The organism is Nocardia sp. NPDC047654 (assembly GCF_043205035.1).
Taxonomy (GTDB): Bacteria; Actinomycetota; Actinomycetes; order Mycobacteriales; family Mycobacteriaceae; genus Nocardia.
In genome coordinates this window covers 177,321-201,172 of the sequence record NZ_JBIDDF010000007.1, presented here as the reverse complement: position 1 = coordinate 201,172, position 23,852 = coordinate 177,321, and the positions used below count along the sequence as shown (strand labels likewise).

Sequence of the window (23,852 nt, the reverse complement as noted above, 5' to 3'; positions counted from 1 at the left end):
GTGTCCGAGTCACCGCCGCCGGCGACCGCATCGCGGACGAGGCGGTCCCCGGCGAGCCGGGCCGTGGACGACGCGTCCTCGCGGTCGACTACGTACTCCACGCGGCCGCAATGAATTCGCCGCCGCGATGGGTCCGGGGCAGAGTGCGGCGCGGCGGGTCAACCGCAGCTAACCCAAGCGGTCACCGCGTTGTCGTCCACCGCGTACGCGATTCCGCGGGCGGCCAGCATGCGCAACACGGCCGTGTTGTCCGCCGTCGTGCTCACGAAGAGCTTCGCGTAACCCTCCGCTCTCGCCCGCTCGATCAGTCCACCGAGCACCGCGGTCCCGATGCCCGCTCCCCTGCGGGTACGGCCGATCCATACTCCGGCCTCGGCGGCTCCCGGCTCGTCCGGCAGCGGACACAGGCGTGCCGCCCCTACCACCTCGCCGCCCACTCGGATGCCGTAGGTCGACTCGATCGGCGGACTCGCCAGCGCCCGGCCTCGGTGGAACGCCAGGAAGGCCGCTGTCCGGCCGGCATCCCAGCCGTCACCCGGTTCCTCGACCGGCATCACCTCGCCCGGCTCCGCGTCCGCCACGGCCGCGCGCAGCAGATCGGTGAGGCATCGCTCGTCGAGCGGTTCCAGGGTGACATGGACGGGCACAGCGCCGATCCTGTCACCGGATCCGACCACGCGCGACCGTATTTCCGGCCGATCGGACCGGAGTGATCGGCAGCCGCAGCGCGCCCGGCGCGGCGACGGGGACCACCGGGTTCTTCGGTTCGATCGCGGCGAGCCTGCGGTAGGCGGTCCCGAGGGGCGGGCGCGGGTCGTCCTCGCCCTTGTTCGGCCACAGCGCCATGGCGCGTTCGGCTTGGGCGGTGATGGTCAGCGAGGGATTCACGCCCAGGTTCGCCGAAATGGTCGACCCGTCGGTGATGTGCAGGCCGGGATAGCCGTAGACCCGGTGATACGCGTCGACGACGCCGGTCTCGCGCGAGTCGCCGATGGCGCAGCCGCCGATGAAGTGGCCGGTGATCGGAATGTTCATCAGCTCGGTCCACGCGCCTTGCGGAAGGCCGCCGATCTTCTCGGCGATCCGCCTGGTCACCTCGTGGCCCTCCGGAATCCAGGTCGGCGGCGCGGTGCCGTCGCCCGGCTTGGTCGTCATCCGCCTGCCGAACAAGCCGCGCTTGGTGTAGGTCACGATCGAGTTGTCGACGTTCTGCATGACGAGCACGCCGATGATGCGCTCCGACCAGCGCCGGGGATTGTGCAGCCGATGCAGGTGACGGCGCTGCGCGATGAGTTCCCGCACCCCCAGCCACCAGCGGGCCCTGCCTTCCTGGCCGTCCACGAGCACGGTGGTCAGCAAACTCATCGCATTGCTGTCCTTGCCGTAGCGGACCGGCTCGATGTGGGTGTACTCGTTGGGGTGGATGGACGAGGTGATCGCGACGCCCTTGGTGAAGTCGGAGTCCTTGCGCAGGGAGCGCGCCGCGAGTACCGCTTCGGAGTTGGTACGGGCCAGATGGCCCAGCCGCGGCGAGACATGCGGCAAACTGCCGTTCTCGCGCAACCGGTGCAAGAGCTTCTGGGTGCCGAGCGCGGCGGCCGCGAAGATCACCTGATCGGCGGTGAAGGTCTGCCTCTCCTTGCGCATCCACCGCCCGGTGCGCACCGTCCGCACCTCGTAACCGCCCTCCGGCCGTGGCCGCACGTCGGTCACGGTGGTGAGCGGATGCACTGTCGCCCCGGCCTTTTCGGCCAGGTAGAGGTAGTTCTTCACCAGGGTGTTCTTCGCGCCGTGCCGGCAGCCGGTCATGCACTCACCGCAGTGCGTGCAGGTCGAGCGCGCCGGCCCGACGCCGCCGAAGAAGGGGTCGGCGACCTGCTGGCCCGGACGGGAATCGTTGTCCGCGAACAACACTCCGACCGGTGTGCGGCGATAGGTGTCGCCGATGCCCATCTCCTCCGCGACTTCGCGCAGAATCCGGTCGGTAGGTGTGGTCGCCGGATTCCGGGTGACGCCGAGCATGCGTTTGGCCTGGTCGTAATACGGCGTCAGCTCGTCGCGCCAATCGGTGATGTGCGCCCACTGTTTGTCGCGGTAGAACTTTTCCGGCGGCTCGTACAGCGTGTTGGCGTACACCAGCGACCCGCCCCCGACTCCCGTTCCGCTCATGATGAAGGTGTCGTTGAGCAAGGTCATCCGCTGGATGCCGTAACAGCCGAGTTTCGGCGCCCACAGGTACTCGCGCAGATGCCAGGAGTTCTTCGCGTACTCGTCGTCGGCGAACCGCCTGCCCGCCTCGAGCACGCCGACCCGGTATCCCTTCTCGGTCGCTCGCAGTGCGGCCACGCTGCCGCCGAAGCCGGAACCGATGACGAGCACGTCGTAGTGGCTGTCCATGCGCTCGAGCGTATGGCGGCAAACACGCAGGCCGGACGAGAGATACGGACGGGATATCGAGATTTCCGGCCATCTTCCCCTTCCGCTTCCCACCGCGGCGAGCAACCCGCCGGGAAACCATGGCGGCCCTCGTATGCTCACTGCGTCGCGTCCAGCGAGAGGGAGAGCCTGTGACGGATCGCGAAGTACTGACCTGGGAATCGTTCGGTTCCGCGAGCCGGGAACTCGCCGCGGCCATCGCGGCGGACGGCTTCGAGCCCGATCTGATCCTGTCGATCGCCCGGGGCGGGCTGTTCGTGGCGGGCGCCCTCGGCTATGCCTTGGACGTGAAGAACCTGCACGTGATGAACGTCGAGTTCTACACCGGTATCGACCAGCGCCTGGAACTGCCGGTGATGCTGCCGCCGGTGCCGCAGACCGTCGATCTGGCCGGCGCCACGGTGCTGGTCGCCGACGACGTCGCCGACACCGGAGCCACCCTGAAACTGGTTCGCGACTTCTGCTCCGGCAAAGTCGCCGAGGTGCGCTGCGCGGTGATCTACCAGAAGCCGTGGTCGAAGGTCGACAGCGAGTACGTGTGGCGGCGCACCGACCGGTGGATCAATTTCCCGTGGTCCACCGAGCCGCCGGTAGTGCAACGCCGGCCACGCGTGCTCGACGCGTAACCCGGTTCCGCGGCGCTGTCACCGGGACATCGCGGCGGCCGAACCAGTGCGAATCGGCGCCGGATGAGGCGACGCCGGCGGACATGACATAGATCCGTCCGTCATCGTCCGGTGGCGTCGGGCCCATCGGACGCGGTCGTGGAGAGTGACCTGGTAGCCGTCGGGGTCGGCGAAGGTGAATGTCCGACCGAAAGGGCCGTCGATCGGCGCGGAGACGATGGTGGGACCGTCGGCGTCGGCCGCGGCGATCATCGCCACGGAACTCCGGGGGTTCCAGCGGTGCCGAAAGAGCTCGGTGATGACGGCCGTAGACACCGCGCACCTGCGCACCCGTCCGAACGTCGGCCGCCCCCTCACCGTGAACGAACGACGATCATCGGCACCTCCACCGAGTGCAGCAGCGCGTTGCTGGTCGACCCCAGCACGGTGCTCGCGAATCCGCCTGGATCACGGTTCTTGCGGTAGATCGGCAGTGCCGGATACCGCTGCCTTCTCCGGCCCGGGCCTGCTGCCGAAAGCCCTTCGCATCCGGGACCAACGCCAGGCGTGGGCGACCTCGCCGATACCTATTCTTCGAGTACACGAAATGTCCACTGCCCGGTCATGGCCGCCCACCAGGTTCAGAAAGCGAAACTCATGTCTGCCGACCCCGAGAATCCACCCGTCCTCGTCGGCGTCGACGGGTCGGAATCCGCGCTCGCCGCCGTGCGCTTCGCCGCGGCCCACCGCCACGCACCGCTGCACATCATCGACTCGATTCCCGCGCCGGCCGATTTCGGACCGGGCGTCGCACTCGAGCAGATCGACTTCGACAGTTACCGCGCGCAGGCAACCGCGGCACTCGAGGCCGCGCGGGAAGCCGCCGCGACGGCGGCCGCCCCGCTCGGCGAACTCGACATCACCACCGAATTGGCCGAAACACCACCGATCCCGCTCTTACGCGACCGATCCGAGAACGCGCGACTGCTCGTGGTCGGCACCCATGGGCTGGGCGTCTTCAGCCGCAGTATTCTCGGTTCGGTGAGCACCGCGCTGGCCAGGCACGCCGCATGCCCGGTCGCCGTGATCCCCGGCGATGTCGAGCATGCGGTCGGCCCGGTGATCGTGGGCGTGGACGGCTCGCCGTGCAGTGCGCGCGCCGTCGAGATCGCCTTCGAGGAAGCCGCCCACCGTAGCGCCGAACTGGTCGCGGTCCACACCTGGTCGGAATTCTTCCGCTACGACTCGCGCGCCGAGATGCAGCAGGAGGGAGAGCATTTGCTCTCCGAGAGCCTGGCCGGGTACGGCGAGCGCTATCCGCAGGTGCCGGTGCGGCGAGTGGTGGCCGAAGACCGCCCCGCCAGACGACTGCTCGAGGTGGGCGCGAACGCGCGGCTGATCGTCGTCGGCAGCCACGGGCGCGGCGGTTTCGCCGGAATGACCCTCGGTTCGGTGAGCCAGGCGGTACTGCACGGGGCCACGGTGCCTGTGCTCATCGCCAGATCGCAGAGCTGACCGCCTCGTTCCACCCGAACCGGGTCGCCCCGCGCGGGCGGGATTCGAGTTCACCAGCCGGACCGTGTCGCCGGGCGCCAGCCGTGCGGTCCGCTCCGGGCACATCACGATCGAGGGAATGCGTTCAATCCAGGGAGTCGATGGCAGCCTGCAGCTTGACGGCCGCTTGCGTGGCTACCGATTGCAGGGCCGGTTCGTTCGTGACCTCGACCAACAGTTGCGGGTTCATCGCTTCCACGAGGATCTCGGCGTCCGAGTCGGGGTTCCGGCGCACGACGACGTTGCAGGGCAGCAGGAGCCCGATCTGCCGGTCGATACCGACCGCTTCGTGGGCCAGGGATGGATTGCAGGCCCCGAGGATCAGGTAGTCCTCGATGTTCTCGTCGAGTTTGGCTTTCAGGGTGGCTCTGATGTCGATCTCGGTGAGGACGCCGAATCCCTGCTCACTCAGGGCGGTCCGGGTCCGTGCGACGGCGTCGTCGAAGCTGGTGTGCAAAGTGGTGGACAGTCCCAGGTTCATGGTGCGGTCCTTCCGTGAAAGGGATGAATTCGGGTTCCCGCCGTCGGCGGCTCGGCCGCTGAGCTGTCCGCGCACCCCGCGACCGCGGTCGCCCACCACCTCGCTCAGCCCCGGGTGAGAAGGTCCTGCTTACGCACTTCGGGCAGGAACAGGGTCTTGTATCCGACTTCCTCGAACAGCACGGTGATGCGATCGGCTTCGGCGGACATGATGCTCCCGGCGCCCCAATCACGGTGCCGCACAGCACTGTGCACCGGGAACTCGTCGGCGCCCGGTGTGCGCCGCGCGGCGGTTCCGGCATCGCAGGTGTCGCAGTTGCCGCACGGGTCGAGCAGTTGCTCACCGAAGTAACCGAGCAGATGCTGTCGCCTGCACCCTGTCGTCTCGGCGTAGCCGCGCATCATCTCGATGCGCGAGCGGGTCAGTTCTTCGTAGGCCCGCGCGGCCCCCGCCGCCTGCTCGACCGCCTGGCCGGGTGTACGCCCGGAATCCGCTTCGAGCAGGCCGGATTCGGTGATGGTGATCGCGCCGACCTGTTCGAGCAGGTTGATCGCCCGAGTGCGCCGAGCGGGGGCGGCGGCGACTTCGAGCTGGGACAGCCGGACGGGATGATCGTGCCGGTACAGAGCGTGTGCCACTTCGGCGATGGTGTCCTCGGGGGCCGTCGTCGCGGTGAGGAACTTCTGCAGGCTCAGATCCTCGGGACGGTAGAACAACGTGATCTCCGCGGCCTCGCCGTCACGTCCGGCGCGGCCGATCTGCTGATAGTAGGAGTCCAGCGCCTCCGGAGCCGACGCGTGGAGGACGAAGCGTACGTCGGGCTTGTCGATGCCCATGCCGAAGGCCGAGGTGGCCACGATCACGTCGATCGCGCCGGTGAGGAAGTCCTGATGCACCTGCTCGCGATCAGCGGCCCTCATGCCCGCGTGGTAGGCCGCTACCCGGATGCCGGCCGCCGCTGATTCCGCGGCATAGAACTCGCTGTCCTTGCGGCTGGCCACGTACACGAGTCCGCGGCGCGTCGCCGGGTCGGAGGTCAATGTTCGGATGCGGGCGATCACGGCCTCGCGCTTGTCGGCGTCGTCGGTGAATCGGTCGACAGCCAGGCGCAGGTTCGGCCGATCGAAACCGGCCACGACTTCGCCAGGGTCGCGCATGCCCAGCCGCGACACGATATCGCGGCGCACCGGCGGCGCGGCGGTCGCCGTCAAGGCGATCACCCCGGGGTGCCCGAGGCGATCGATCACCGGAGCAAGCCGCAGGTAGTCCGGCCGGAAGTCGTGCCCCCACGCCGAAACGCAATGCGCCTCGTCCACCACGAACAGGGCAACCCGCAGGGCGGCCAGGTCGTCGACCAGGTCTTCGTTGGCCAGTTGCTCCGGCGAGAGGAAGATGTATCCGGCATCGCCACGGCGCAGGGCGTCCCAGGCCGCTCGGCGCTCGCTCTTGCTCTGGGTGGAGTTCAACGCGACGGCATCCGGAGCACGGCTGTCCTCGATGCTGTCGATCTGATCGTTCTGCAACGCGATGAGCGGAGACACCACCACGGTCGGACCGTCCAGCAGCAATGCGGGCACCTGATAGATCGCCGACTTACCGGCACCGGTCGGCAGCACGACCAGCACGTCCTTACCGGCCATGACCTGCTCCATGGCCCGCAGCTGCTCGTCGTGCAGGTGTGTCCAGCCGAACTTCTCGGCGGCCAGACTCCGCAGGCGGCTGTCGTATTCGGACGAGGTCGTCACGGGCTGGGCATACCACCACCGCCACGGCGAAAACGTCGGTGCGGCGCGAGGTTCACCCGACCCGATCGGTCGCCGCGCCTGCCGAGGGCTCGATCGGACCGACAGGGGCGAGCGGCCGAGCGAGTCGACCGACACTGTGCAGGTGGCGCAGCGCGTGGATATAGGAGTCCAGGAGGCCGGTCTGGCAATAGGGCAGCCCGCGCTCGGCGCAGAACTCCGCGACCAGCGGCTGGGCTCGACGCAGGTTGGGCCGGGGCATGGACGGGAACAGGTGATGCTCGATCTGATAGTTCAGGCCACCCAAGGCCGTATCGATGAGCAGGCTGCCGCGGACGTTGCGGGAGGTGAGCACTTGACGTCGCAGGAAGTCCTTCGAGTCGTCGGCCGCCAGCACTTCCATCCCCTTGTGGTTGGGCGCGAAGGTGCAGCCCATGTAGAGCCCGAACAGGCCCTGGTGCACGAGGATGAAAATCACGGCCTCGGCCGGGGACAGGACCAGGAACACCGCGCAGAGGTACCCGGTGGCGTGCGCGGCGAGCAACAGTCCCTCCCATGCGCGGTGCGGGATGTCCCATCGCAGCACCGCACGGGCGCTCGCGTAGTGCAGGCTCCAGCCCTCCAGCAGCAGCATCGGAAAGAACAGCCAGGCCTGGTTCCGGAAGATCAGCCGCCGCAGGCCCCGGGCCGCGTGTGCTCGATCGCCGGAATGCGCCAGCACACCCATGACGTCGGGGTCGGCGCCCTCGGTGTTCGGGTGTGCGTGGTGCCGGTTGTGATTGCTGGTCCACCAGCCGATGCTCACCCCGATACCGAGGTTGCCGAAGAGCACGCCGTACAGGTAGTCGGCGCGTCGCGTACCGAAGATCTGCCGGTGTCCGGCATCGTGGCCGAGGAAGGCGATCTGGGCGAACACCGCGGCCAGGAACGCGGCGACGCCCAGCTGCCACCACGAGTCGCCGACCACCACGAACGCCGTCCACCCGGCCGCGAACGCCACGGCTGTGAGCGCACTCTTCCAGACGTAATACCGCCGCCGCCTGCTCAGCAGTCCCGCGCCCCGCACCCGGCGCAGCAACACCGCGTACTCACTGCCGCGCGCCGACACAGCACTTTCCATCACCACGGGCCGCCTACCGTCCTGCTCTCGCCGTTGTCCGCCGGAGCTCATCCGACCATTGGTGTTCGATCGCAAGTCAAGCACAGAACAGCTCGACCCCTCGGGGGAACAGAATGCCGCGCACCGGCGGCGCCTCGTTTCCGACCCCGGCAGTGCGGGTAGCTCGGACGAGAAGTCAGCGATGATCCGCGCTGGTTTCCGCGGGTTCGAGCAGTGAGGAGACGGTCGGGTGTCAGGGTTGTCGACTGCGGGCGGGTGGGGATTGCTGGCCGGATCCGCCCTGCTGATAGGGGCTCTGGTGGGATTCTTGGCGCGCGTCCCGACGAAGATCGTGGCGAGCGTGATGGGGTTCGGCAGCGGGGTGCTGCTGTCGGCGGTGTCGTTCGAGTTGATCGCCGACGCGCACGAACGCGCCGGATTGCCGCCCACCGTGTTCGGCGCCGTGTCCGGTGCGGTGATCTATACCCTGGCCAACCTCGCTCTGGCCCGCCGTGGCGCTCGCCACCGCAAGCGTTCGGGAGACCAGCAACCCAGCGAAGCCGAACAGTCCGGCTCCGGCACGGCCATCGCGTTGGGCGCGCTATTGGACGGTGTGCCCGAGTCCATCGTCATCGGGACCAGCTTGCTCGGCGGCAAGGCCGTCAGCGCCGTCACCGTGGCCGCGGTGTTCATCAGCAATATCCCCGAGGGCCTGTCCAGCGCGGCCGGTATGCGCCGCGCCCACCGCCACCCGCGTTACGTGTTCGGCTTGTGGGGCGGGATAGCGGTGATCAGCGGCGTGTCCGCCATGGCGGGTTACGGATTGCTCGGCGACGCCGCGCCCGCCGTGCTCGCGGCGATCACCGCCCTGGCCGCGGGCGCGATCCTGGCCATGATCACCGACACCATGATTCCGGAGGCGTTCGAGGACGCCCACCTGTGGGTCGGGTTGATCACGGTGGCGGGTTTCCTCACCGCCTTCGCGCTGTCCCAGCTCGACCACTAGGGCTGGGTCAGGTTCGAGGTCGGCATGCGGCTCGGCTTGACTTCGAGCGCGCTCCAGCTCTTAGCGTCGGTGATCATGACGACAACACTGATCACCGGAGCGAACAAGGGGCTCGGTTTCGAGTCCGCCCGCGGACTCCTCGCGGCGGGCCACACCGTCTACCTCGGCAGCCGCGACGCCGAGCGCGGGCGCCGGGCCGCCGAACAGTTGGGCGCGCGGCCGGTGCGTCTGGACGTCACCGACGACGCGTCCGTCGCGGCCGCCGTCGCGACCATCGAGGCGGGCGGAGGCCTGGACGTACTGGTCAACAACGCCGGCATCGCACCGGAATGGAGCGCCACCGACACCGTGACCGGCGCGGCGGACCTCACCGCCGAATTGATGCGGCAGACATTCGAGACGAACGTGTTCGGCACGGTGCGCGTCCTGCACGCGTTCCTGCCGCTGTTGCGGCGTTCCACGGCCCCGGTCGTGGTCAATGTCAGCAGCGGCCTGGCCTCGCTGAGCAGGGTCACCACCCCGGGCACCCCGGCGTATGCCTACCCGGGCATCGCCTATCCGGCGTCGAAGACCGCGGTCAACGTCATCACCGTGCAGTACGCGAAGGCGTTTCCGGAAATGCGGATCAACGCGGTGGAGCCCGGGTTCACCAAGACCGACCTGAACGGCGGAACCGGCCACCAGACCGTGGAGCGCGGCGCGGAGATCATCGTGCGGATGGCGCAGGTGGGTCCGGACGGGCCCACCGGGGGCTACTTCGACGCCGAAGGCACCCTTCCGTGGTGATCGGATCGGTCACGAAGGCAGGCGCCGCGCAGCGGAGGGCGCAGGCGCACCGACGACGTCTCAGGAGGTGGCGATGACAGTGCTCGCCACCAACGCGGCGGCCAGCCCGATGATCTGGCTCCGGCGCAATCGCTCCTTCAGCGCCGACACGCCCAACACCACGGGGACGATCGGGTAGAGCGAAGACAACACGACTGCCACGGCCAGGTACTCGGACCGGGTGGCGAAGAGGTAGGACACCAGTGCGGCGGCGGCGAGGACGCCGGAGCACACGGCGGCGAGGTCGGCCCGATGTGGCCGGGCCGTCGCCGCGTCGCCGGCTCCGGACGCGATCTTCCACGCCGACAGGGCGACGAGTACGACCGCCGCTGCCCGGCCCGCGGTCACCGGCCAGATACCGGAGGCCGGTGTGGCCTGGGCCAAGGCGAGGTACTGCACGCCGATCCCGGCGCTGGCGATCAGTCCGTCGCCGACGGCGGCGTGGGCATTCGCGGCGGTACCGGTGGCGCCGCCCGCGACGAGCCAGAGAGCCGGCACGGCTACCGCGATCCCGGCCCACGCCGAGGGCGCCGGATGTTCCCCGAGGACGGCGGTGCCGACGAGGACGGGCAACGCGACGCCACCCACGGCGCTGATCGGTACCACCACCGACATCGCTCCGCGGCTGATGCCCCGGAACAGGAATGTCATCGCGATACCGGTACCCACGCCGGACAGCGCTCCCCATCCGAGATCGGCCGGATGCGGCACGAGGCGGGAAGCCAGGAGGCCGGCGAGGAGGGTGACGGCAAGCCCGCCGAGCTGCCCGAGCAAGGCGACGCGCACGAACCCGACGCGCCGGGACGCCACGCCACCCACGAAATCCGACAGGCCGTAACTCGATGCGGAGACCAGTGCCAGCAGCGTGCCCATGATCAGGCCTCCCGGTCCCGCTCGGCCTGGCCCACCGGACACACCGCCGATCGAGTGCAGCAGCCGCGGTCACACAACCGGCACAACAGATCCGCACTGCCGATCTCCCCGTACAGCCGGGCGAGCAGCTTCACCAGCAACTCCGTCAACGCTTCTCGCTCGTGGGCGTCGAGGTCGGAGACCAGCGCGGTCAGCCGCCGGGCGCGAGCGGCGAGGATCCGGCCCGCGGTTTCGCTGCCGGACGGCGTCAGGCTCACACCGACCAGCCGGCCCGCGCCGGGAGCGCGGCGGATCAGTCCGGCGGCCTCCATCGCATCGACCATGCGGGTGGTCGCGGACTGACTCAAGCCCACTCGTCTGCCCAGGTCGGTCACGCCGAGACCCGGCGATTGCGCGAGCGTCACCAGCGCGCTCGCGGCGCTGGCGCTCACCGCACCGGTGCTGTGCACCTCGGCGAGCAGCACATCGTTGATCGCGAGCGCCGCCGCCCCCAGCAGATTCACCAAACGCTGATCATGCATGACTCATGCATACCCGTCCCGTCAGAGGTCAACCGACAGAAGTTCTGCGAACGATCAGGATTCGAGAAGCGCTGGTCACCGAGCCGGAACTACCGTCATCGGCACGGAGGTCCGCGCGGCGCATCGCCGGGACGCGGAGGGATCGCAGGCAGAGGAGGACGCATGACTTGGAACGAGCGGGTTCGACGGACACACCGGTGGCTTGCCATCGTCTTCACGGTGACGATCGTGGTCACCGTCGTCGCCTTGGCGCTGAAGGGTCCGGTCTGGGTGTCCTACGTGCCGCTGGCACCACTCGCCTTGCTGCTCTTGTCCGGTCTCGGCATCTTCGTGTTGTCGTTCGCCGCTACGAGACGAGGCCGAGCCGCGAACATCCCGCAGGCCGGGGCTCCCCGCGCTTCCGCACCACGGGTCCGGCAACTGCACCGTGGGTCGGGCATAGTCTTCGTCGCGACGGTCCTCGCCACCTTCGTCGCATTGGCCCAGGAGCAGCCGATCATCTGGGTGTCCTACCTGCCGCTGCTCCCGCTCGCCCTGCTCCTGTTCTCCGGTCTGTACATGCTGGTAGGTCCGTACTCCGTCAGGCGGCGTAGCGCCCGCCGGGCCCCGCTGCAGGGCTGAAGATCACCGGACACGGTCCGACCACCGGGACGACCCCGCCGTCTTCCTGTCCGCGACAGCGGTCGTGCCGACGATTCGTTCGGCACGCGCTCACCGAATTCGCGGCGAATTTCCGCACCCGCGATGAATCGCGGCCGTGGCGCCGGTAGGTACTGGCGAACCCATCGGAGGAGGAATTTCGCCCATGAATATGACCACGGGACAGCGCTGGGTACTCGCGCTGACATCGGTGGCCGCGCTACTGATCTCGCTGGACGCGCTGGTCGTCACCACCGCGCTGCACGCGATCCAGATCGACCTGCACGCCTCGATCGCCGAACTGGAGTGGACCGTCAACGCCTACACCCTGAGCTTCGCGGTGTTGTTGATGGCGGGTGCGGCGCTGGGCGAGCGATACGGACGGCGCCGCGTGCTGGTCGCCGGGGTACTGCTGTTCTCGGCGGCGTCGGCCGCCTGCGCGCTGGCGCCGAGCCTGGGCTGGCTGATCGCCGCCCGCGCGGTGCAGGGCGTGGGATCGGCGGCCGTCATGCCGGTGGGCATGGCACTGTTGTCGGCTGCCTTCCCGCCCGAACAGCGCACCCGCGCGCTCGGGTTGTTCGCGGCGGTGACCGGACTGGCTACGCTCGGCGGTCCCCTGGTCGGCGGCGCGGTGGTGGAGGGTGCGACATGGCAGTGGATCTTCTGGCTGAATCTGCCGATCGCCGCACTGCTCGTGCCGCTGATGCTGACCCGGCTGCCGGAGAGCCGAGGCGAGGCACGCGGACTGGACTACCCGGGCATCGGGCTGGCCGGCGCCGCCGCGCTGGGATCGGTGTGGGGTCTGCTGCGCGGCAACGAATCGGGCTGGGGCAGCGCGGAAGTCCTCGCGGCGTTCGCGCTCGGGGCGGTCGCGCTGGTCGCGTTGGTGCGCTGGGAGCGGCGGGCCACCGCGCCACTGATCCCGATGCGGCTGTTCGCCGCGCGCGGCTTCTCGATCGGCAACGCGGTGGGGTTCCTGCTGTTCGGTTCCATTTTCAGCGGGGCGTTCTTCTTCGCGCAGTTCCTGCAGACGGTCCAGCACCACGGTCCACTCGGCGCGGGGGTGCGGCTGGCGCCGTGGACGATCACCCTGTTCCTCGTCGCGCCGGTAGCGGGCAGGCAGGTCAACCGCTTCGGTGAACGACCGCTCGTGGTCGCGGGACTGCTCATGCAGGCCGCGGGCTACGGCTGCCTCGCGATCATGGCCGGGCCGCAGCTGTCCTACCCGGCCATGATCGCGCCCTTCGTGCTCAGCGGCGTCGGCGTCTCGATGGCCATTCCCGCGGCACAGAGCGCCGTGCTGCGTTCGGTGCCGCTGTCGGCGGTGGGCGCGGCCTCGGGCACGTTCAACACCTTGCGTCAACTCGGGGGCGCGTTCGGAATCGCGCTACCCGCGGCGGTTTTCGCCTCGGTCGGCGGTCTCGGATCCGCGGGAGCCTTCAGCACCGGATTCGCCGCCGCCATCGGCACGGCGGCGCTGCTGGCGCTGACCGGCGCCGCGCTCGGCCTGCTGCTACCGGCCGGCGCGCCCGTCGCCGCGCCTACCGACGCGCAGCCGGTCGCGGCTCGGTAGGTTGCGACGATGACCATCGGCGCCGATTTCGCGGCCGAGACCATGACCTACCGGCCGGAGCTGCTCGCACACTGCTACCGCATGCTCGGGTCCGTCCACGACGCCGAGGACCTGGTGCAGGAAACCCTCTTGCGGGCCTGGCGGGCCGCCGACCGGTTCGACGAGCGGCGCGCTTCGCTGCGCACGTGGCTGTACCGTATCGCCACCAACGCCTGCCTGACCGCGCTCGAACAGCGCGGCAGGCGGGCCTTGCCCACCGACCTGACCGAACCGGCCGCGACCGTCCGGCCCCGGCCGGTCCGGCATCCCGAAATCTCCTGGCTGGAACCGATTCCCGACGCCCTGCTCGGCAACTCGGCCGATGACCCGGCGACCGTGGTGGCCGCGCGCAGCGGCATCCGCCTCGCCTTCATCGCCGCGCTGCAATACCTGCCCGCCCGCCAGCGCGCGGTGCTCCTCCTGCGCGACGTGCTCGCCTGGTCCGCCGCGGAGGTCGCCGATCTGCTCGACACCTCCCCCGCCGCGATCAACAGCGCGCTGCAACGCGCCCGCGCCCAGCTCGACAAGGCCGCCCCCATGATCGATCGGATGTCCGAATCCCTGAGCCCCGGTGAGCGCGCGATGATCGATCGTTACGTCACCGCCTTCGGCAACGGCGATATGGACGAACTCGGCAAGCTCCTGCGCGACGACGTGGTGCTCGAGATGCCACCCGCCCTGGTCTGGTTCGCCGGCCGCGCCCACGTGGTCGCCTTCTTCGCACACAAGGCGAACCAGGACGGCGACACCTGGCGGGCCGTGCCGACCGCCGCCAACACCCAGCCCGCCGTCGCCTACTACCTGCGCGACGCGGACGGGACCCACCGCGCGCACTCCATCCACGTTCTCACTACGACCGAGACCGCCATCGAACGCATCACCGTCTTCCTAGGCGAGGAGTTGTTCCGGCCCTTCGGTCTGCCGCCGACGCTGTGACGGAGGCTGCGGTGCGGGGCCGCCGAGCTGGATATCCGAAGGCGGCGAACTCCCCCTGCGCGGGAGAGCGTTATCGTCGGAGCATGCGATCCAGGCCGCTGACGTTGATCCAGGACGACCTCGTCGACTACGACAAGGCCATGGAGCGCATGGGTGAACTGATCGACCAACGCCACAGCGGCGCGCGGCCGGACACCTTGTGGCTGCTGAGCCACCCGCCGGTCTACACCATCGGACGCAGAACGCCGCAGGACCACCTGCCCGACCCGGCCCATGACATCCCGGTCGTGCAGACCACGCGCGGGGGCCAGCTCACCTATCACGGCCCCGGTCAACTGGTCGGCTATCTCATCGTCCGGCTCGATCCCGGCGAAGGAGTGGTCGATTACATCCGTGAGGTCGAGTTCCGCCTGATCGAGGCACTCGGCCGGCTGGGCATTGCCGCGGAACGCCGCGATACCCCGCCCGGCTCCGAGCTGCTCACGGGTGTGTGGACCAGGCACACCGGCCGCAAGATCGTCTCCATCGGCATGCGCCAGAGCCGCGGGATCACCAGTCACGGCTTCGCGCTCAACGTCGACGGTGACCTCGAACCCTGGCACTGGGCGGTCGCCTGCGGGCTCCCCGACGTCGACATGACCTCCGTGGCACGCGAATCCGGGACGGCCACCATGGAACAGGTGCGCCCGATCGTCGCCACCGCGTTCGAGGCGAACTGAACGTCGGCGTCGACGAACGGCCCCATAGTCCGCATGGCGCCTGCGCTCGCTCCGCGCCGCACGAACGCTGAGCAGTGCTCCGCGACCGACGCCCGTGACAACACTTGCCTGCTCCGCGCGATCGACCGAGTAGTGCGCCGCTCGCGCTCGCGGGGAGCGGATGTCAGGCGCGTGCCGCGGGTACCAGCCGGGCTCGTGATGTCAACGCGCGCATACCCGTCTTCACGACGTTCGCGTAGGCGGCGGCCGCGGCGCGGTCGGTGGGCTGCAATGGGATCCGCAGCAGCTCGCGGGTTCGGTGGTGCAGCAGCGTCCGTACCGCGAAGTCGGGCAGCGTGCGTGGCACCCAGGCGTCGGGCCGCAGCAGTTCCGGTGCGAGCTTGTCGCTGTCCGGGGTGACGGCGAGTTCGGTGGCGCACACGGATTTCAGGTAGTCGACGAAGTCCGCCCAGGTCCGTGGCATGTGCCGTGCGGAGATCCCGTAGCGCCGGTACCACTCGCAGCATTCGGCGTAGAGCGTCTTCTTCTCGTCCGGACTCAGCGGACGGTCGAAGGTCTCGATGGCCGTGAAGAGGGTGTCGACATAGGTGGCGTGCTGGAAGAAGAACAACTCGGGGGTCAGGCCGCTGTAGCGTTTGCCCCGGCTGTCGACCCCGTGCACCAGCCCGTGCCCGTACAGGATCGCCGGATGCGGATCGCACCGCGTGTAGGCGAGGTATATCATCCGCGACACCGTCCGCTTCTTGTGCGCCCACAAGCTGCTCGGCGCGTGCGCGACGATGGCCGCCGCGACGGACGGGTGCAGGATCTGCAACCCGACCGCGCGGGGCAGTGTCAGGGCGAAGCGGCGGTCGCCGAGATAGCGGCCGAGAAGGGAATCGCGGTCCAGCGGAGCGGATTTCATTCTCGCAGCCTCGCGCGGGCGACGACCGGGGCCAGCGGGCGGGGAAGCCACCGGTTGGCGGTGCCCGCTATCCGCATGGCCGCGGGCACGAGGATGGTGCGAACCAAGGCGGCGTCCAGGACGACGGCCAGGGCCAGGCCCAACCCGAGGGCGCGCATGATCGACACCTCACTGGTCGCGATACCGGCGAACACGACGGCCATAGGATGGCGGCGGGACGATCCGGCCGGAGCGGGCCAGGCCGACGGCCACGGCGGTGTCGACGTCGGCGCGGGTGCGCGAGGAGCGTTCCCATTCCTCGGTGAAGCGAGACAGCAGGAACACCTCGTAGTCCATCGACAGACCGAAGGCCACGCAGAACAACAGCACCGGGACGGTGGCGACGGTGTAACCGGTGGAGGTCGTGCCGAGACCACCGAGATGCCCCTCCTGGAAGATCCACACCAGTGCGCCGAACGTCGCGGCCAGTGAAAGAGTGTTCAGCACAAGGGCTTTCAACGGCAGCAGGATACTGCCGGCACCGAGCAGGAAGACGCCGTAGCCGCCACAATCGAGGAATTCGCGACCATCGGTGGTCCACAGCCGCGCCCCCTCGGAGCGATGCTCCACCATCCCGCCGAGCGGGCTACCCAGCTGCGCACGGGCCCTGCCGAGATGCTGCCGGGTTTGCTCGAGAACCACGAATTCCGTTGTCATACAACACTTTCCGGGTCATAATGAGAGCGACCCCACGCACCCCCTGAGGACATGAGAGACCTTAAGTCTCACTCTCTCAGAGCGCCAACTCGAACGCGGTCCGCAATGCGCTGAACAACCGACCATAAAGGCCTGGAGCTGGCCGGTTCCCTCCCGTTGTGGCGTGGCCCACAACCGCAGGTCACAGCAAGTTCGCCCGGCGAGCCGTCCGGACATTTGCCATCCTCGAGTCATGCGATTGGTGATCATCGGCGGCGGCATCCTCGGCACCGCACACGCGATGGCCGCGGTCCGCCGTGGGCACGAGGTCGCGCACCTCGAGCGAGAACTCGAACCGCGCGGGGCGACCGTGCGCGACTTCGGCCTGGTCCGGATGTCGGGGCGGTCGGCCGCGGAACCGGACCTCGCCCTGCGCTCGCGGTTGCTGTGGGAGGAAATCGGCGGGAGGGTGCCCGGCGTCGGATTCCGGCCCGCGGGCTCGCTCACCCTGGTGCGCACCCCCGAGGAATTGGCGGTCGCCGAGGCCGCGGCGACCGGTCCCGCGGCCGAAGCGCGCGGTTTCGAATTACTCGACCCCGAGCGCGTCCGCGTCGTCAATCCCGCTCTGCGCGGCAAATTCCTTGCCGCACTGCATTGTCCGACCGACGCGGTCGTCGAGCCATGGCAGGTGCTGCCCGCCCTGCGCGCCTATCTCACCGCGACCGGGCGCTACACCTTCCACTCCGGCGTCGAAGCGCGGGATGTCACCGATACCGGTTCCGGCGCGCGGACGCGCGACGACCAGGGGCGGGTCTTCGACGCCGACCTGGCGCTCATCTGCCCCGGCGCCGCGCACACCGGCTTGACCAGGGAACTGGCCGGAGCGCTCCCCGTGCGGCGGGTCCGGCTGCAGATGATGCAGACCGCCCCGCTGGGCGAGCCGCTCACCACTGCCGTCGCCGACGGCGACACGTTCCGCTACGACCCCGGCTTCGCGGGCCCCGAGGTCGTCACACTGAACCGCGAACAGTCGCAGACAGCGACCGCCGCCGAGCACAGGATGCAACTGCTGTGCGTGCAGCGCCTGCACGGCGGGTTGACCATCGGCGACACCCACGCGCACACCGAGCCGTTCGCGTTCGACGTGCACGAGGCCCCGTACGAGCACCTCACGTGCGTGACCGAGGAGCTACTGGGCCGCGAACTGCCGCCGGTCGTGCGGCGGTGGGCAGGCGTGTACAGCCAGAGCATCGACCCCGGCGTCCCGGTCGTCCGCGCACGAGTCGACCGCCATGTCTGGGTGATCACCGGGGCCGGCGATCGTGGCACGGCCCTCGGGCCCCTCCTCGGCGAGGAGACCGCCGATCTGCTCGAGCTCTGAGGAATACACACCCAGGACAACGAGTTCCGTCCCGCGTGCGGCACTCGCACCGACCCCTCGACCAAATCCCCATTTTCGCGCATGAACACCCGAGCTTCCCGTCCGCGACATTATGCGTTACCAGACGTATCCCAAACCTCGGTGATAGTGGTGCTGCCACACCACAGAATCCGCGCGTCGATTCGCGCCGTTCACCCCGGCCGGGAAGAATGCTCGCAATTGCGAAATCAATTGTCCGCCTTCGCATAACGTGCCCTATGGAGCGGACGGGGATGACTGGAGAAATAGCGGTGGTACTGCTGTGGGTGGCGATCGTCGCCATCGTCGTGATTCTTCTCGGCGGTGCGGCCGCGGCTATGGTGTGGGATCCGAATTCCCGCCGGCGAGCCCGGGCAACCGGAAAGGGTGCCGCGCTGCCGGTGGCGAGCATGCCGTCACCGCACGACAGTTGGCCCCGCCGACCTTGAGACGCAGCCGTCGGCCGCGGAGCCGCTCTTCACTGCGAGTCATCGAGCTCGGAGTCACACACCCCGAATGTTGCCAGACAGTTGCCAATCGCAGCGCATGTCGGGCTGCCCGGTGCGTTACCAGCAGGTACGGTGACGATCGAAACGCTGCGCCGCGCCTTCACGGGCGTCCGCGCACGCCACTGGCACCGAGAATCCCGAAAAGACGGAGGTGTGGCAGTGACAGGCTCCGAGACCACCCCTGGGCCGTGGCCGAGGTTGCGCGTCGATGATTGGACGCCCACGCGCGAGACGCTGCACATGTGGACGCAGATCGTCGGCAAGATCAGGCTCTCGCAGGCTCCGCTGGTCAACCACTGGTGGCAGGTCACCTTCTACCTCACCCCGAGGGGGCTGACCACCTCCGCCGTGCCGCACCCGACAGGGTGTTTCGATATCGAATTCGACTTCCTCGACCATCGGCTGCACATCCGGTCCAGTGACGGCCGAACCCGGTATATCACACTCGAACCGAAGCCGGTAGCGACTTTCTATGGCGAAATCGTCACCGCGCTCGACGAACTCGGCATTCCGGTACGAATCCAAGCCAAGCCGAACGAGGTCGAGCCCGCCATCCCGTTCGCCGAGGACTACGAGCATCGCTCCTACGACGCCACGGCCGCCACCTTGTTCTGGCGGCAATTGCTCGCCGCCGATCGCGTCATGCACCAGTTCCGCTCCCGCTTCATCGGCAAAGTGAGCCCGGTGCACTTCTTTTGGGGCGCGATGGATCTGGCGTGCACCAGATTCTCCGGCCGAGTCGCTCCGCGGCATCCGGGTGGCGCTCCCAACTGTGGCGACTGGGTCATGGTCGAGGGCTACTCGCACGAACTGAGCAGTTGCGGCTTCTGGCCGGGCGGCGGCGCGGAAGGCGCCTTCTACGCCTACGCGTACCCGGAGCCCGAGGGGTTCGCCGACTACCGGGTCGGTCCACGAGAGGCCTTCTACAGCCAGGACTATCGCCAATTCCTCCTGCCGTACGAGGCGGTGCGCACGGCCGAAGCGCCGGAGCGGGCGCTGCTCGAGTTCCTAGACACGACGTATGCCGCCGCCGCCGACCTCGGCCATTGGGACCGCGCCGCCCTGGAGGCCGACCCGGAGCGCTGGCAGCACAAGCGCCAGGCGCACGGCATGGACGGTTCATGATCGTGACCGGCCTCCCGCGCAAGTTGCGCGATCGGACCGTCCCACCCCACCGATCCGTCGGCAGTGGCGCGCGTTCCGCGCATCACCCTGCGCGTCGGTAAGCCTCGCGACTCGGGCGGACTTCGCACCGATCAATAGAGCGCGACAGAACCTCCGTCGTATGCGCATAGCTTCGGCGGCCCCGCGACAGGCGCAGTAGTACCCGAAGACCTGATGAACGGCACGATGCTCAGGTCAAGTCGCCTAACCAATGGCCATCACCCCTGGTCACCTCCGAAAATCGCCAACAGCTGCGAGCAAAGCTTCCCAGCCATGGGGAAATGACTCGCTGGTGGTCCACCGATCAATGTATCGTTATATGACGGCACGTTAATCGACGGGATGAATCTTATGCACAACACGAGCAAGCGCGTGACAGTGCGTCGAGTGGTGGCCTCGGCGCTGATCGGCGGGGCGGTCATCACAGCGGCGGCAGTCGCTTCGCCCGAGTCCTCGGTGACCACCACAGCGGATCGGTATTCGCACAACCCGGCCGACAAGCGCGGTTCCGGGGTGGGTGAGCGCGCCCGCAGCAGCAACCACGGTGGATACCAGGGACGCAACGAGCGCCCGTGCCAGTACACCCCCGAGGGTTACTGCACCGGAGGGCGCTGACATCCGGCTCCGCTCGCCACACCCTGCGGCGAGCCGGATCGCCCGGGCGGCCCGCAAGGGCCGCCCTTCCGCGTTTCATCAGGCCTCGGCGGGCCCGTATCCGAGGTGGACGACGCCGTTGGCGTACACCTCGTGCTCTTCGAGTGCCAGTTTGGTCGCGTCGACACCGTCGCCCCACAGGCGCTTGCCCTTGCCGAGCGCGATCGGATAGACGAACAGGTGCAGGTCGTCGACCAGGCCGTCCGCGAGCAGCGCCCGCACCAGCGTGCCGCTGCCGCTGACGTAGATGCTGCCGTCGACCTCGTTCTTCAGGTTGCGGATGACCTCGGGGTCGTACGCGCCGAGGCGAATGCTGTTGGCCCATTCCGCCTGCGGCTCCCGCGCACCGACGACGTACTTCGTCGTGTCGTTGAAGAACGGCGCGCCCGGATCGTCCTCGACGGTGCGGGTCGACCAGGCCGGTGCGAACATCTCGAACGTGGTGCGGCCCAGCAGTATCGCTTCGGATGCCGAGGTGATCGCGCCGAGGGTCTCCCCCATCTTCGGGTCGAACCCGTACTCGAAGGTCCAAGACGGATCCTCGTATACCCCGTCGAGTGCGATGAACTCGTGAACTGCGATGGTGCCCATGGTGTTTCCTTTTCTCCAGTGCGGCCGTCGTCGCCGGGCGCGGCCGGTGCCGCTGTCGAGAACGTCACGGCCGGCTCCGCCTTCCGGGTTTGCCTACGGTCGGGCCGTCACCTTCGAGACGGACCCGGTTCGCGGTTGCTTTCTACCGCACCGACGGCGTCTCGGCTCGCGCCGCGCGCAATGCGCATGTTCCACCACCCCGGCTGGTCGAGTGCGGCACCGACGGCCTCGTCCGCGGAGCGGGCGCCGTGTATGACACGTCCGACGATCCTCGCCACCGAAATGCGAACGCCGGCCCGACGGTCGACGTCGGGCCGGCGCGTCACGAGTCCCGGCCCGCGTCAGCCGATGATCGAGTTCATGATCGTGCCCGCGCTGGTGGCCACCGCGCCCCCGGCCATCGCGCTGGCGACCATCTTCGGCGACTGGAGGCTGCCGCCGTTCCATTTCTCCCACGCGAACCGGCCGCCGCCGTAGGTGATCGCCGTGATCCCGGACAGCTGGACCAGCCAGGTGAAATAGCGGCCCATCTGCATCAGTTTGTCCGCGAGCGGCGGCTCTTCCGCGGTCGGATTTTCGAACTGCTGCGCGATCACGGTGTCGTGCAGCGCGGCCAGAATCATGCTCACGTTCGTGCTCCTTTTCGCATGCCGAGGTGATGCCGGAGACAGATTCGAGAGAAAGAGCTGCGCTACCGAGGAATTCGGCGCGCCACGGGCACTGCGACGCTCACGGCCGCCGATCCGGCGGTCCCGTGTCGTGGTCGTGTCCTGTTTTCCGGTGGTTCGCCGGGAAACTCGTGACAAGATCGATTAGATCGTATGGCGAAGGTGTATTCCCCGCGACACACCGTCATCCGCATGATTCAACTCACAGCCTCCTGCCGTGCCGGACGACGCTGCGACCTCTACGATTTCACTGAGTGCAGGGGCTGACATGATGTCGGTGCAGTGCGGCGCCGAACCTTCCGCTGAGATCACCGTGACCGCGGGGAGGGCACAATGCACACCGCTTTCTTGATTCCACTGTTCATCACGCTGTTGATCGTCACCGCGACGGCCGTCGTCGCCGGTTACGCCACCGTTGTCGCAGCCTATTGGTTCGAGCTGCGCTCCACCGAAAGACACGGCGGGCGGTCGAATATCTCGCCGCGCTGACATTTCCTCGGACACGACGAACGGGCCGGGGTCGCTCCGACACCCGGCCCGCCGTTCTCGTCCGATCAGACCGTTACGCCGGATTTCGCGGTGACCGTCTCGCCGATCCACGGCAGCACGGCGTCCCGGACCCGGACCGTGCTCGGCAGCAGGCCGTTGGCGGCCAGCAGATCGGCCGCGTGCTGCTGTTCGTCCAGGAATTCCTCGGAGACGGGCTGGACACCGAAGGGCCTGCCGCGCAGAGCGGCTTCCCACGCGTCGAGGCTCGCGGTCCCACCACGGGCCACCACGTCGTCCACGAAATACCGAGCGGCCGCGCGCGGGTTCTCCCGGATCCACGCGTCCGACTGCTGCAAGGCGGTGATGATCGCCGTCAGCGCCGCGCGGTTGCCTTCGGCGAAGTCCCGCCGGGTGAACCACAGCGAGGGGTGACTGAACAGCGACTCGGTGTCCACGAGCGTGCGCAGGTCGGCGGCCGCCTCGATCGCGGCGAGACCCGGATACGCGCCGACCCAGGCGTCCAGGTCGCCACGCAGCAGCGCCGCGCCGCCGTCGTGCACGTCGATGTCCACCGGTTCGATGTCCTTCCACGCCAGGCCCGCGCGGTCCAGCGCGAGCAGCGCGAGGGTGGTCTGCCAGGAACCGTGCGCGATTCCGACCCGCTTGCCCTTCAGATCCAGCACCGTCTCGATGCCGGAAGCGGCTTCGGTGACCAAGCGGCCGTTCTCCACCCGGGGTCCGGAAATGCCGACGTAGACGATGTCGCGTCCGTTGGCGAGCGCGGTCAGCGGGGGCGTGAAGCCGGTGCCGATGAAGTCGTAGCCGCCGTCGAACAGATGATCGGAGTGCAGCGACGGCAGTCCCGTCCTCGGGTCCACCGGCGCCGGGCGCGGCAGCTCGCGCAGGTCGACCCATTCCACCTCGGGCAGCAGATGCTCCAGGATGCCGCGGTGGCGCAGGACGAACAGGGAATTGTTGTGCGGGAAGTAGCCGACACGAATGGTCATGATCGTTCCTCGAGTTCGCTGGATGGGGCCGGTCAGATCAGGCCGCGGCGGCGGGCCTCGTCGGCGAGGCCGGTGCGGCTCCACTGCACCGCGAGGTTGGACCGATCGAATTCGACCGAGCCGCCCAAGGTTTCGGCGATCGCCTGGTACTGCGCGCCCTCCTCGAGCAGCACGACGAACTTCGCCAGCTCCAGCAGTCCCGAGCGGCCGAGGACGTTCGCTCCGCCGTTGGCCTCGAAGATCGCGACCAGATCGGGATCCTCGACCAGCTTGGACAGGATGAAATCGCCCGCGCCGACGCTGCGGTCGATGTGCGGCGGAATGGCCCTGGACAGGGTGAGCCGCTGGGCGGCCGCGTAGCGGATCGGCAGCGTTCGATGGGTCTGCGCCCACCCGCCCAGCCACGGGGTGTGGATGTGCACCACGGAGGTGATCTCCGGATGCGCGCGGAACACCTTCGCGTAGCCGGTGACGAATCCGGCGGAGCCGGCCCCCGACAGCACCTCGCCGTCGAAGGTGGCGACCACCGGCGCGACGGCACGGTCCTCGGCCCACGGCCCCGGTTCGTTCAGGGCGACGGCGATCTCCTCGCCGGGCACGCGCTCCACGAAATTGACGGTGCCGTTGCCGGCAACGGTGCCGGTCTCCCGGAACACCCGGAATGCCTTCTCGGCGTCGCGGGCCGCGGCGGCGACGAAGGTGGTGACGGACTCCGGCAGCCGGGTCTCGGTGGTGGTCATGGTT

The 23,852-nt window shown here is 68.6% G+C and carries 24 protein-coding genes and 2 pseudogenes; 12 read left to right on the top strand and 14 right to left on the bottom strand.

All coding sequences use genetic code 11. The features are described 5' to 3' along the window. Positions 1–158: 158 nt before the first annotated feature. Together ACGF7Y_RS20760 and ACGF7Y_RS20755 are read right to left on the bottom strand one after the other, a co-directional pair. Positions 159–647: a GNAT family N-acetyltransferase gene (locus ACGF7Y_RS20760; RefSeq protein WP_393236075.1), complete on the bottom strand. Its 489-nt coding sequence runs from the start codon at positions 645–647 to the stop codon at positions 159–161. A gap of 13 nt (positions 648–660) precedes the next feature. After that, positions 661–2,397, bottom strand: coding sequence for an FAD-dependent oxidoreductase (locus tag ACGF7Y_RS20755; protein ID WP_393236073.1), 1,737 nt, complete (start codon positions 2,395–2,397; stop codon positions 661–663). A gap of 119 nt (positions 2,398–2,516) precedes the next feature. Here ACGF7Y_RS20755 and ACGF7Y_RS20750 point away from each other — a divergent pair, with 119 nt between their 5' ends. Further along, positions 2,517–3,062, top strand: a complete 546-nt coding sequence (locus tag ACGF7Y_RS20750) for a phosphoribosyltransferase (RefSeq protein WP_393236072.1) — start codon at positions 2,517–2,519, stop codon at positions 3,060–3,062. 132 nt (positions 3,063–3,194) lie between these two features. Here ACGF7Y_RS20750 and ACGF7Y_RS20745 read toward each other — a convergent pair. Then, positions 3,195–3,305 (bottom strand): annotated as a pseudogene (locus ACGF7Y_RS20745) (VOC family protein); the annotation flags it as partial. 393 nt (positions 3,306–3,698) lie between these two features. Between ACGF7Y_RS20745 and ACGF7Y_RS20740 the strand changes: the two are divergent. Further along, the gene (locus ACGF7Y_RS20740; RefSeq protein WP_393236071.1) at positions 3,699–4,556 is read left to right on the top strand and encodes a universal stress protein; all 858 of its coding nucleotides are present in this window, start codon (positions 3,699–3,701) and stop codon (positions 4,554–4,556) included. Positions 4,557–4,680: 124 nt separating this feature from the next. Here the strand turns inward: ACGF7Y_RS20740 and ACGF7Y_RS20735 are convergent, their stop codons facing one another. The 3 genes from ACGF7Y_RS20735 to ACGF7Y_RS20725 all read right to left on the bottom strand — a co-directional run bounded on the left by ACGF7Y_RS20735 (position 4,681) and on the right by ACGF7Y_RS20725 (position 7,938). After that, positions 4,681–5,076 (bottom strand): DUF302 domain-containing protein, encoded by a 396-nt coding sequence (locus ACGF7Y_RS20735; protein ID WP_393236069.1) that lies wholly within the window; start codon positions 5,074–5,076, stop codon positions 4,681–4,683. Positions 5,077–5,180: 104 nt separating this feature from the next. Next, on the bottom strand, positions 5,181–6,821 hold the full coding sequence (locus tag ACGF7Y_RS20730; RefSeq protein WP_393236067.1) for a RecQ family ATP-dependent DNA helicase: 1,641 nt from the start codon (positions 6,819–6,821) through the stop codon (positions 5,181–5,183). Between the two features lie 52 nt (positions 6,822–6,873). Then, positions 6,874–7,938: a fatty acid desaturase family protein gene (locus ACGF7Y_RS20725; protein WP_393236177.1), complete on the bottom strand. Its 1,065-nt coding sequence runs from the start codon at positions 7,936–7,938 to the stop codon at positions 6,874–6,876. A gap of 229 nt (positions 7,939–8,167) precedes the next feature. On the opposite strand from ACGF7Y_RS20725, the gene ACGF7Y_RS20720 reads away from it, so the two are divergent. Both ACGF7Y_RS20720 and ACGF7Y_RS20715 read left to right on the top strand, forming a co-directional pair. Next, positions 8,168–8,923 carry a ZIP family metal transporter gene (locus ACGF7Y_RS20720; RefSeq protein WP_393236065.1) on the top strand — a complete coding sequence of 252 codons (756 nt, stop codon included), beginning with the start codon at positions 8,168–8,170 and terminating at the stop codon, positions 8,921–8,923. Between the two features lie 75 nt (positions 8,924–8,998). Then, entirely contained in the window at positions 8,999–9,709 is a 711-nt protein-coding gene (locus ACGF7Y_RS20715; protein WP_393236064.1) for an SDR family NAD(P)-dependent oxidoreductase, read from the top strand. Between the two features lie 60 nt (positions 9,710–9,769). Here ACGF7Y_RS20715 and ACGF7Y_RS20710 read toward each other — a convergent pair whose 3' ends face one another. Next, positions 9,770–10,621, bottom strand: coding sequence for an EamA family transporter (locus ACGF7Y_RS20710; protein ID WP_393236063.1), 852 nt, complete (start codon positions 10,619–10,621; stop codon positions 9,770–9,772). A 2-nt stretch (positions 10,622–10,623) separates the two neighbouring features. Beyond that, on the bottom strand, positions 10,624–11,142 hold the full coding sequence (locus tag ACGF7Y_RS20705) for a MarR family winged helix-turn-helix transcriptional regulator (RefSeq protein WP_393236062.1): 519 nt from the start codon (positions 11,140–11,142) through the stop codon (positions 10,624–10,626). Positions 11,143–11,304: 162 nt separating this feature from the next. On the opposite strand from ACGF7Y_RS20705, the gene ACGF7Y_RS20700 reads away from it, so the two are divergent. From ACGF7Y_RS20700 to lipB, 4 genes are all read left to right on the top strand, one after another. Next, positions 11,305–11,763 carry a hypothetical protein gene (locus ACGF7Y_RS20700; RefSeq protein ID WP_393236060.1) on the top strand — a complete coding sequence of 153 codons (459 nt, stop codon included), beginning with the start codon at positions 11,305–11,307 and terminating at the stop codon, positions 11,761–11,763. 184 nt (positions 11,764–11,947) lie between these two features. Further along, positions 11,948–13,354 carry an MFS transporter gene (locus tag ACGF7Y_RS20695; protein ID WP_393236058.1) on the top strand — a complete coding sequence of 469 codons (1,407 nt, stop codon included), beginning with the start codon at positions 11,948–11,950 and terminating at the stop codon, positions 13,352–13,354. 9 nt (positions 13,355–13,363) lie between these two features. After that, positions 13,364–14,329 carry a sigma-70 family RNA polymerase sigma factor gene (locus ACGF7Y_RS20690; protein ID WP_393236057.1) on the top strand — a complete coding sequence of 322 codons (966 nt, stop codon included), beginning with the start codon at positions 13,364–13,366 and terminating at the stop codon, positions 14,327–14,329. A gap of 83 nt (positions 14,330–14,412) precedes the next feature. Continuing rightward, on the top strand, positions 14,413–15,048 hold the full coding sequence (gene lipB, locus ACGF7Y_RS20685; RefSeq protein WP_393236055.1) for a lipoyl(octanoyl) transferase LipB: 636 nt from the start codon (positions 14,413–14,415) through the stop codon (positions 15,046–15,048). Positions 15,049–15,211: 163 nt separating this feature from the next. On the opposite strand, the gene ACGF7Y_RS20680 is transcribed toward lipB, so the two are convergent. Further along, positions 15,212–15,952, bottom strand: coding sequence for an oxygenase MpaB family protein (locus tag ACGF7Y_RS20680; RefSeq protein WP_393236053.1), 741 nt, complete (start codon positions 15,950–15,952; stop codon positions 15,212–15,214). After that, positions 15,949–16,486, bottom strand: a pseudogene (locus ACGF7Y_RS20675) (MMPL family transporter); the annotation flags it as partial. The pseudogene ACGF7Y_RS20675 and the gene ACGF7Y_RS20680, both read right to left, overlap by 4 nt. A gap of 394 nt (positions 16,487–16,880) precedes the next feature. On the opposite strand from ACGF7Y_RS20675, the gene ACGF7Y_RS20670 reads away from it, so the two are divergent. The 3 genes from ACGF7Y_RS20670 to ACGF7Y_RS20660 all read left to right on the top strand — a co-directional run bounded on the left by ACGF7Y_RS20670 (position 16,881) and on the right by ACGF7Y_RS20660 (position 20,314). Next, entirely contained in the window at positions 16,881–18,008 is a 1,128-nt protein-coding gene (locus ACGF7Y_RS20670) for a TIGR03364 family FAD-dependent oxidoreductase (RefSeq protein WP_393236051.1), read from the top strand. Positions 18,009–18,694: 686 nt separating this feature from the next. Beyond that, positions 18,695–19,660 (top strand): DUF5996 family protein, encoded by a 966-nt coding sequence (locus tag ACGF7Y_RS20665; RefSeq protein WP_393236049.1) that lies wholly within the window; start codon positions 18,695–18,697, stop codon positions 19,658–19,660. A gap of 411 nt (positions 19,661–20,071) precedes the next feature. Then, entirely contained in the window at positions 20,072–20,314 is a 243-nt protein-coding gene (locus ACGF7Y_RS20660) for a hypothetical protein (protein WP_157114064.1), read from the top strand. A gap of 78 nt (positions 20,315–20,392) precedes the next feature. On the opposite strand, the gene ACGF7Y_RS20655 is transcribed toward ACGF7Y_RS20660, so the two are convergent. Together ACGF7Y_RS20655 and ACGF7Y_RS20650 are read right to left on the bottom strand one after the other, a co-directional pair. After that, positions 20,393–20,944, bottom strand: coding sequence for a dihydrofolate reductase family protein (locus tag ACGF7Y_RS20655; RefSeq protein WP_393236047.1), 552 nt, complete (start codon positions 20,942–20,944; stop codon positions 20,393–20,395). 341 nt (positions 20,945–21,285) lie between these two features. Next, positions 21,286–21,567: a hypothetical protein gene (locus ACGF7Y_RS20650; protein WP_040866379.1), complete on the bottom strand. Its 282-nt coding sequence runs from the start codon at positions 21,565–21,567 to the stop codon at positions 21,286–21,288. Positions 21,568–21,945: 378 nt separating this feature from the next. On the opposite strand from ACGF7Y_RS20650, the gene ACGF7Y_RS20645 reads away from it, so the two are divergent. Further along, a complete protein-coding gene (locus tag ACGF7Y_RS20645) occupies positions 21,946–22,101 on the top strand; it encodes a hypothetical protein (protein WP_393236045.1) in 156 nt (51 codons plus the stop codon). Between the two features lie 65 nt (positions 22,102–22,166). On the opposite strand, the gene ACGF7Y_RS20640 is transcribed toward ACGF7Y_RS20645, so the two are convergent. Both ACGF7Y_RS20640 and ACGF7Y_RS20635 read right to left on the bottom strand, forming a co-directional pair. After that, positions 22,167–23,108 carry an ABC transporter substrate-binding protein gene (locus tag ACGF7Y_RS20640; RefSeq protein ID WP_393236043.1) on the bottom strand — a complete coding sequence of 314 codons (942 nt, stop codon included), beginning with the start codon at positions 23,106–23,108 and terminating at the stop codon, positions 22,167–22,169. A gap of 32 nt (positions 23,109–23,140) precedes the next feature. Then, positions 23,141–23,848 (bottom strand): class II aldolase/adducin family protein, encoded by a 708-nt coding sequence (locus tag ACGF7Y_RS20635; RefSeq protein ID WP_393236041.1) that lies wholly within the window; start codon positions 23,846–23,848, stop codon positions 23,141–23,143. Between the last annotated feature and the right edge of the window lie 4 nt (positions 23,849–23,852).

Coding starts and splice junctions, on each gene's coding strand:
- ACGF7Y_RS20755 (WP_393236073.1), bottom strand. CDS start 2,397: ATGGACAGCCACTACGACGTGCTCGTCATCGGTTCCGGCTTCGGCGGC.
- ACGF7Y_RS20750 (WP_393236072.1), top strand. CDS start 2,517: ATGGCGGCCCTCGTATGCTCACTGCGTCGCGTCCAGCGAGAGGGAGAG.
- ACGF7Y_RS20740 (WP_393236071.1), top strand. CDS start 3,699: ATGTCTGCCGACCCCGAGAATCCACCCGTCCTCGTCGGCGTCGACGGG.
- ACGF7Y_RS20735 (WP_393236069.1), bottom strand. CDS start 5,076: ATGAACCTGGGACTGTCCACCACTTTGCACACCAGCTTCGACGACGCC.
- ACGF7Y_RS20725 (WP_393236177.1), bottom strand. CDS start 7,938: ATGGAAAGTGCTGTGTCGGCGCGCGGCAGTGAGTACGCGGTGTTGCTG.
- ACGF7Y_RS20715 (WP_393236064.1), top strand. CDS start 8,999: ATGACGACAACACTGATCACCGGAGCGAACAAGGGGCTCGGTTTCGAG.
- ACGF7Y_RS20710 (WP_393236063.1), bottom strand. CDS start 10,621: ATGGGCACGCTGCTGGCACTGGTCTCCGCATCGAGTTACGGCCTGTCG.
- ACGF7Y_RS20705 (WP_393236062.1), bottom strand. CDS start 11,142: ATGCATGATCAGCGTTTGGTGAATCTGCTGGGGGCGGCGGCGCTCGCG.
- ACGF7Y_RS20700 (WP_393236060.1), top strand. CDS start 11,305: ATGACTTGGAACGAGCGGGTTCGACGGACACACCGGTGGCTTGCCATC.
- ACGF7Y_RS20695 (WP_393236058.1), top strand. CDS start 11,948: ATGAATATGACCACGGGACAGCGCTGGGTACTCGCGCTGACATCGGTG.
- ACGF7Y_RS20690 (WP_393236057.1), top strand. CDS start 13,364: ATGACCATCGGCGCCGATTTCGCGGCCGAGACCATGACCTACCGGCCG.
- lipB (WP_393236055.1), top strand. CDS start 14,413: ATGCGATCCAGGCCGCTGACGTTGATCCAGGACGACCTCGTCGACTAC.
- ACGF7Y_RS20680 (WP_393236053.1), bottom strand. CDS start 15,952: ATGAAATCCGCTCCGCTGGACCGCGATTCCCTTCTCGGCCGCTATCTC.
- ACGF7Y_RS20670 (WP_393236051.1), top strand. CDS start 16,881: ATGCGATTGGTGATCATCGGCGGCGGCATCCTCGGCACCGCACACGCG.
- ACGF7Y_RS20655 (WP_393236047.1), bottom strand. CDS start 20,944: ATGGGCACCATCGCAGTTCACGAGTTCATCGCACTCGACGGGGTATAC.
- ACGF7Y_RS20650 (WP_040866379.1), bottom strand. CDS start 21,567: ATGATTCTGGCCGCGCTGCACGACACCGTGATCGCGCAGCAGTTCGAA.
- ACGF7Y_RS20645 (WP_393236045.1), top strand. CDS start 21,946: ATGCACACCGCTTTCTTGATTCCACTGTTCATCACGCTGTTGATCGTC.
- ACGF7Y_RS20640 (WP_393236043.1), bottom strand. CDS start 23,108: ATGACCATTCGTGTCGGCTACTTCCCGCACAACAATTCCCTGTTCGTC.
- ACGF7Y_RS20635 (WP_393236041.1), bottom strand. CDS start 23,848: ATGACCACCACCGAGACCCGGCTGCCGGAGTCCGTCACCACCTTCGTC.